8 protein-coding genes are annotated in these 6,040 nt (G+C 71.7%); 4 read left to right on the plus strand and 4 right to left on the minus strand.

The window, feature by feature from the left end:
- Window position 1: 1 nt before the first annotated feature.
- Window positions 2-361 (plus strand): zinc ribbon domain-containing protein YjdM, encoded by a 360-nt coding sequence (locus ACZ3YL_RS04110; protein WP_188302058.1) that lies wholly within the window; start codon window positions 2-4, stop codon window positions 359-361.
- Window positions 362-473: 112 nt separating this feature from the next.
- On the opposite strand, the gene ACZ3YL_RS04115 is transcribed toward ACZ3YL_RS04110, so the two are convergent.
- The 4 genes from ACZ3YL_RS04115 to ACZ3YL_RS04130 all read right to left on the minus strand — a co-directional run bounded on the left by ACZ3YL_RS04115 (window position 474) and on the right by ACZ3YL_RS04130 (window position 2,760).
- The gene (locus ACZ3YL_RS04115) at window positions 474-764 is read right to left on the minus strand and encodes a hypothetical protein (protein ID WP_188302059.1); all 291 of its coding nucleotides are present in this window, start codon (window positions 762-764) and stop codon (window positions 474-476) included.
- A 32-nt stretch (window positions 765-796) separates the two neighbouring features.
- The gene (locus ACZ3YL_RS04120) at window positions 797-1,276 is read right to left on the minus strand and encodes a universal stress protein (RefSeq protein WP_317620837.1); all 480 of its coding nucleotides are present in this window, start codon (window positions 1,274-1,276) and stop codon (window positions 797-799) included.
- 60 nt (window positions 1,277-1,336) lie between these two features.
- A complete protein-coding gene (gene adhP, locus ACZ3YL_RS04125; protein WP_188302061.1) occupies window positions 1,337-2,353 on the minus strand; it encodes an alcohol dehydrogenase AdhP in 1,017 nt (338 codons plus the stop codon).
- 143 nt (window positions 2,354-2,496) lie between these two features.
- The gene (locus tag ACZ3YL_RS04130; RefSeq protein ID WP_188302062.1) at window positions 2,497-2,760 is read right to left on the minus strand and encodes a hypothetical protein; all 264 of its coding nucleotides are present in this window, start codon (window positions 2,758-2,760) and stop codon (window positions 2,497-2,499) included.
- A 248-nt stretch (window positions 2,761-3,008) separates the two neighbouring features.
- On the opposite strand from ACZ3YL_RS04130, the gene ACZ3YL_RS04135 reads away from it, so the two are divergent.
- From ACZ3YL_RS04135 to ACZ3YL_RS04145, 3 genes are all read left to right on the plus strand, one after another.
- The gene (locus ACZ3YL_RS04135) at window positions 3,009-3,938 is read left to right on the plus strand and encodes an ABC transporter ATP-binding protein (RefSeq protein WP_465655222.1); all 930 of its coding nucleotides are present in this window, start codon (window positions 3,009-3,011) and stop codon (window positions 3,936-3,938) included.
- A complete protein-coding gene (locus ACZ3YL_RS04140; protein ID WP_465655224.1) occupies window positions 3,935-4,756 on the plus strand; it encodes an ABC-2 transporter permease in 822 nt (273 codons plus the stop codon). Before ACZ3YL_RS04135 ends, ACZ3YL_RS04140 begins: the two co-directional genes overlap by 4 nt.
- A 604-nt stretch (window positions 4,757-5,360) precedes the next feature.
- Window positions 5,361-5,951: a site-specific integrase gene (locus tag ACZ3YL_RS04145; RefSeq protein WP_465655226.1), complete on the plus strand. Its 591-nt coding sequence runs from the start codon at window positions 5,361-5,363 to the stop codon at window positions 5,949-5,951.
- Window positions 5,952-6,040 lie beyond the last annotated feature (89 nt).

The raw sequence follows: 6,040 nt of genomic DNA on the forward strand, positions 1-6,040 counted from the left end.
CATGAGCGACAACCTCCCCCCGTGCCCGCAGTGCTCCAGCGAGTACACCTATGAGATGAACGCCCTCATGGTCTGCCCGGAGTGCGGCCACGAGTGGGTGCCCGCCGAGGGCGACTCCGCCGCGTCGGCCGGCGCCGGCGAGCGGGTCATCAAGGACGCGGTCGGCAACGTGCTGAACGACGGCGACACCGTGACGGTCGTCAAGGCGCTCAAGGTCAAGGGCAGCGTCTCCGGCATCAAGGCGGGCACCAAGGTCCGCAACATCCGCCTGGTCGACGGCGTCGACGGCCACGACATCGACTGCCGCATCGAGGGCTTCGGCGCCATGCAACTCAAGTCCAGCGTGGTCAAGAAGGCCTGACCCCGGCCCTGGCCGACCTTTGACGGGAACCGGAAGCAAACCGCCGGCTCGCCACCACGGTGAGCCGGCCGCAGCACGACACCCGTCCCAAGTCCTTGCCCTCGGCCGCCGCTCAGCTCGCGCCCCTGTCCTCCAGGCTCGCGACGCCGTCCTTCGGAGCCGCGACCCCATTCTCGCGAGCCAGCCTCAGCGCGTCGGTCAGCTCGTCGAAGGCCTCCTCGGTCGCGAAGAAGTCCTGCCTGGCACAGCCCTCGTCCACGGCTCCCGGCGCGGGTACTGCCCATGCGGCGAGCACGTGGTCGGCGTCCTGAGTGGCGGCCTGGCGAGCGGGCATCCCGACGTCCTCGTCCTGCCGGTCGGCCGCCGTGTCCGCGGGGCCGGACGGCGCGAGGGACTGGTACATCGGCTTGAGCTCCTGTCGGCCGCGGGTGCGGGTCACCGGCCGGCGGCCGGCCCGTGCGCATGCTCGGCGTGCTCGTGCCCGGTGCCCCGGACGACGACGACCGGGCAGGAGGCGTGCTGGACGCAGTGCTGGCTGACCGAGCCGAGCAGCGCCCCGGCGAAGCCCCCGTGACCACGGTTACCGAGGACCAGGAGTTCGGCACCGTCGGCGACCTTCAACAGGACCTGGGCGGCGTTGCCGCATTCCACCCGCTCGCGTACCTCGACCGGGCACTGCGGGCCCATCTCCTGTGCGACAACCTCGGCGAGCGTCTTTCCGGCGTACGCGGCGACCTCCACGTCGGCCACGCCGGCCACGGGCACACCCCAGCCGTAGACGGTCGGGTACTCCCAGGTGATCACCGCCTCGACCGTGGCGCCGACCAGGGCGGCCTGCCGTGCCGCCCACCGCAGAGCGGCACGGGAGGACGCCGATCCGTCGACACCCACCACGATCCGCCGCTGTGCCGTCATCCTGTCCATGTTGTTCCCTTTCGTGTTCTGTCGAGCAGGGTTGTGGGAGCGGCCCGGAGCTCAGCCGCGCAGGTCGAAGACCAGGCGGGCGGAGACGTTGCCGGCCAGCACCTCGTCGAAGCAGGCGTTCACCTCGTCCAGCCGCCGGGTCTCGCGGATGACGCGGGTGCGGCCGAGGGCGTGGAGGCGGAAGACTTCGGTGAGGTCCTCGCGGGTGCCGACGATCGAGCCGATCACCTTGGTGCCGTTCAACACCGTGTCGAACACCGGGAGTTCGAGCCTCCCGCCGGCCGGCAGTGCCACCAGCACGAGCGTGCCGCCGCGCCGCAGGGCGCCGTAGGCGGCCTGGAAGGAGGCGTTGCTGACGGCGAGCGCGATGGCCGCGTGCGCTCCGCCGAGCGCCTGGACCTCGGCCGCGACGTCCTGAGTGCGGGCGTCGATCACATGGTCGGCGCCGAGGTCGCGGGCGAGCGCGAGTTTGTCGTCGGTGACGTCGACAGCGATGGTCTCGGCGCCGAAGATCCGGGCGTACTGGAGGGCCAGGTGGCCGAGGCCGCCGATGCCCGAGACCAGGACCCGGGTGCCGGGGCGGGCACCGGAGACCTTGAGCGCCTTGTAGGTGGTGACGCCCGCGCAGGACAGCGGCGCCGCGTCCAGCGGGTCGATGCCGTCGGGGACGGGGACGACGTAGTCGCCGTGCGCGAGCGCGTACTCGGCGTAGGCGCCGTCCACCGAGTAGCCGCTGTTGTGCTGCTGGAGGCAGAGCGTCTCCCAGCCGGAGACGCACTGGTCGCAGCGCCCGCAGGCGTCCGCGAGCCAGGCGATGGCGACCCGCTCGCCCACCCGGACGTGCCGAACCTGGTCACCGGCCGCCTCGACGATGCCGACGCCCTCATGCCCGGGGACGAACGGCGGGCTGGGCTTGACCGGCCAGTCGCCGTGGGCCGCGTGGATGTCGGTGTGGCAGAGGCCGGAGGCCTCGATCCGGACCCGGACCTGGTGCGGCCCCGGCGTCGGGACGGGGCGGTCCTCGACGACCAGCGGTGCGGCGAAATCGCGGACGACGGCGGCCTTCATGATGATCCTGCCCTTCTGACGGTGACGAAGGCGATTCCGGTGTCCACCGGAACCGCGCTGTCTTCATCCCACCGCCTCGGCCAGGTGTCCGCTGGGGTCAGGAGGTGCTCTCGCTCAAGGCCGAAGGTCCCCGGTCGCCATGGTCAGCCGATGCGGTAGCCGGTCACCACGTCGGCGCTGGTCCGCACGACGTGCTCCGTCCCACCGCCGAACCACGGATTCAGCAGCTCTCGGCAGCACCGCTGTTCCTTGGGGTCGGTGACGAGCGTGGCGATCCCGGTGACGATGACGCACCAGACGGAGCGCGTCTGCGGGTCCAGGACGTCCGCCCACTCGTCTCCCCTCCTGGAGTTGCCGATGCTCTGCGCCGAATCGGCTGTCGTGATCCGCGCGACCCTGCCCGTCATGGGCGCCGTGCTGGACAAGATCACCACCCTCTCCCAAGGACCGTCAGGTCCACGCCCGCCAGGACGACCCTCAGATCCGCTCCTCGCAACGCCCTGGGGACACGAGGGGACCGATCGCCTCATAACCGGGACCAACAGGCCCTGCCGCCGACCCGTGCGAGTAGGTCACCGTCATCGCGTACGGCTGCACCAGTCCAGAACGACCGTGCGGCGGGCGCGGTGTTCGCGCATGACGTGGGAGGTAGCGGATGGACCACGACGGGCCGGCGATCGAGCTGGCCGCACTGACCAAGAACTACGGGCACAAGGTCGGCGTCGACCGACTGGACCTGACCGTCCGGCGGGGCGAGGTGTTCGGCTTCCTCGGCCCCAACGGCGCCGGGAAGACCACCACCATCCGCTGCCTGGTGGGGCTGCTACGGCCCAGCGGCGGCAGGGTCAGGGCGCTGGGGCTCGACCCGGTGGCCGATCACCGCCGACTCGCCCCGCGCCTGGGCTACCTGCCGGGCGAGTTGCGGCTGTACCCGGAGCTGACCGGCGCGCAGACGCTGCGACTGCTCGGAGACCTTCAGGGCGCTGCGACCGCGCGCCGCGCGCAGCTGTGCGAGCGGCTCGCGCTGACGCCCACCGATCTGGCCCGCCCGGTACGGGAGTACTCGCGCGGTATGAAGCAGAAGCTGGGGCTGGTGCAGGCGCTCCAGCACGATCCGGAGCTGGTGGTGCTGGACGAGCCCACCGAGGGTCTGGACCCGCTGGTGCAGGAGGAGTTCTCCGCCTTGCTGGGCGAGGCCGCTGCGGCCGGGCGCACCGTGCTGCTGTCCAGCCATGTCCTGCCGGAGGTCCAGCGGTCCTGCGGCCGGGTGGCGATCGTGCGGGCGGGGAAGCTGGTGGCCGTCCAGGGGGTGTCGGCCCTGCGGGAGGAGCGGGCCCGGCGGGTGCGGCTGGTGTTCGCGGACGGGCACGGCGCCCGTGCCCTGGGGCGCGCCAAGCGGTGGTCGCCGCGCTGGCACGGCGCTGAGGTCCAGCTGCTCATACCGCCCGAGGAGTTGGTGGCGGAGCTGCGCCGACTCCTGGCGCAGCTGCCGGTGGTGGATCTCTCGGTGGAGGAGGCCGGGCTGGACGAGGCGTTCCTCGACCTGTACCGCCGGCCGGTCGGCGAAGTGGAGGCGCGGTCATGAGAGACCGGTTCCCCCTGTTCTGGCTGGCCCTGCACCGGCGCCGGCGGATGCTGGCCATGCTCGCTACGGGCATGGTGGTGTTCGAGGCCTTGATGGTGCTGGTCATCCGGGCGGTGCCGCCCGTCCAGATGTTCGCCGGCGGTGGGCATGCCGCACCGGAGGCGTTGCAGGCGTTCTCCGGTTCGACGGGCGATGTGTCCATCGCGAGCTACGCCGGTCTTCTCGGCGCGGGCCTGGTGCACCCGTTCTGGATCGCGATGCAGCTGACGGCCATCGGATCGCTCACGGCCGCCGCCGTCGCGGCCGATGTCGAGTCGGGCACCGTCGAACTCCTGATGGTCCGCCCGGTGTCCCGGCTTCGGCTGCTGGGCGAACGGGCCGCGGCCGTGTTCGTCGCATCCCTGGCCCTCAACACCGCCGCCGTCCTGACCGTCGCGGGCGGCGTCGCACTCTCGCCCGACCTCCACCACGCCGTCGCGCTGCGCGGCGTGTTTGCCGCCGGACTGATGGGCCTCGCGTTCACGGCCTGCCTGACCGGTCCGGCTCTGGCCGTGTCGGCCGCCGGACGGCGCAAGGCTCAGGTGATCGGCGCGACCATCGCCGTCGGCGCGGTGGGCTTCGCCGTCAACTTCATCGCCATGGCCTGGCACCCGGCCGCACCACTGAGGTACCTGAGCCCGTTCCACTACTACACACCCGGCGACGCGCTCGCCCACGGCACCCTCACCTGGGGGTCGTTCGCCGTCCTGCTGACCGTCGGAGCCGCCGGTCTCGGCGCAGCGGTCCCGCTGCTGCTCCGCCGGGACCTGGCGCCCTGACCCGAGAGGTCCCGGGCAACGCCACTGCACCCGGCGCCGGTACGCGAGTGGGGCGTGTCCCAGGTGCGAGCTCCCACCGCGGGCCGCAGGTCAGACCCCAGTTCCACCTTGGTGATTGCATGGTGGTCGCAGCCGATCACCCGGACGTGGAACCTGTCCAAGGCCGAGACGGCCGCCCATCCGGGCACGGGAAGGGCGATCCGACCGGGGCAGGGGACGCCGTCCGGTCGGCCACCAATCGCGATGCCGGCTCTCCGACGTAGACCCGATCGTGTCAGCTCGGCGGGGCGGAATCAGACGTCTCGGCGGATCAAACCGGCGCTCTGAAGCAGACAGCGATGTCGCTCCCCCAGCACGATCGCCATTGACGCGCTGGAGGCCGCTCCGTGCTTCGCGCGCCGGTCCCCTTCTGCTCATGAGCCGGTGGATGGTGGGCACTTGTCTCACCAGGATCACCTGACGCGGGGAGAACTCGATGAGCACATGTCCCACCCGTGGCCGTGTCTACCGCCGCTGTGGCTGCCGCGACGAGAGCCGACGGCAGTTGGGAGCCGCATGTCCGGCGCTGCGAACCGAAGCAGCACACGGGAGTTGGGCGTGCGCGGTGGACCTGCCGTCTTCGGAGGAGGGACGCAAGACCCGCCGCCGCAGCGGCTACCGCTCGGAACAGGACGCGCGGCACGCGCTGGAGCTCGTGCTGGCCGCAGAGCGTATCGGGGTGTTCGAGGACCCGAAGATCACCGTAGGCGGCTATCTGCTCGAGTGGCTCGCGTTGAAGGAGAAGACCCTCAAAGCCTCCACCTACGCGAACTACCACGCGTACGTCCACAAGGACCTGCTGCCCGCCTTCGGGCGGATCCGGCTGGTCGACCTGAAAGCCCGGCACATCGAGAAGTGGAGCACCGACCAGCTCGCCGCCGGGCGCGGGCCCGTCGCCGTCTACCGGGCCGGCGCCATCCTGCGCAGCGCGCTCGGCCAGGCCGTGCGCGGCAAGCGCCTCACCTACAACCCGGCCCGGCGCGCAATCGTGGCACGGCCGGCTGCCCCCGAGCGCCTGTGCTGGACCCCGCTGCAGGCCGCCGCGTTCCTTCGCCACAATGCCCGGACTTACGCGGACCAGCTGGGGGACCTGTTCGAGGTGATCCTGGGAACCGGTCTGCGGCGCGGTGAGGCACTCGGCCGATCGGGGTGGTGAGTCGGCCCGGGGCGCGGTGCCGGGATTGCTCCCGGTCCGTTTCCCCGGACCGCTCTCCGAACCCGGCGTGCGACTCTCACCGCACCGGG

The sequence above is a fragment of the Kitasatospora sp. NPDC023176 genome, from assembly GCF_055560495.1.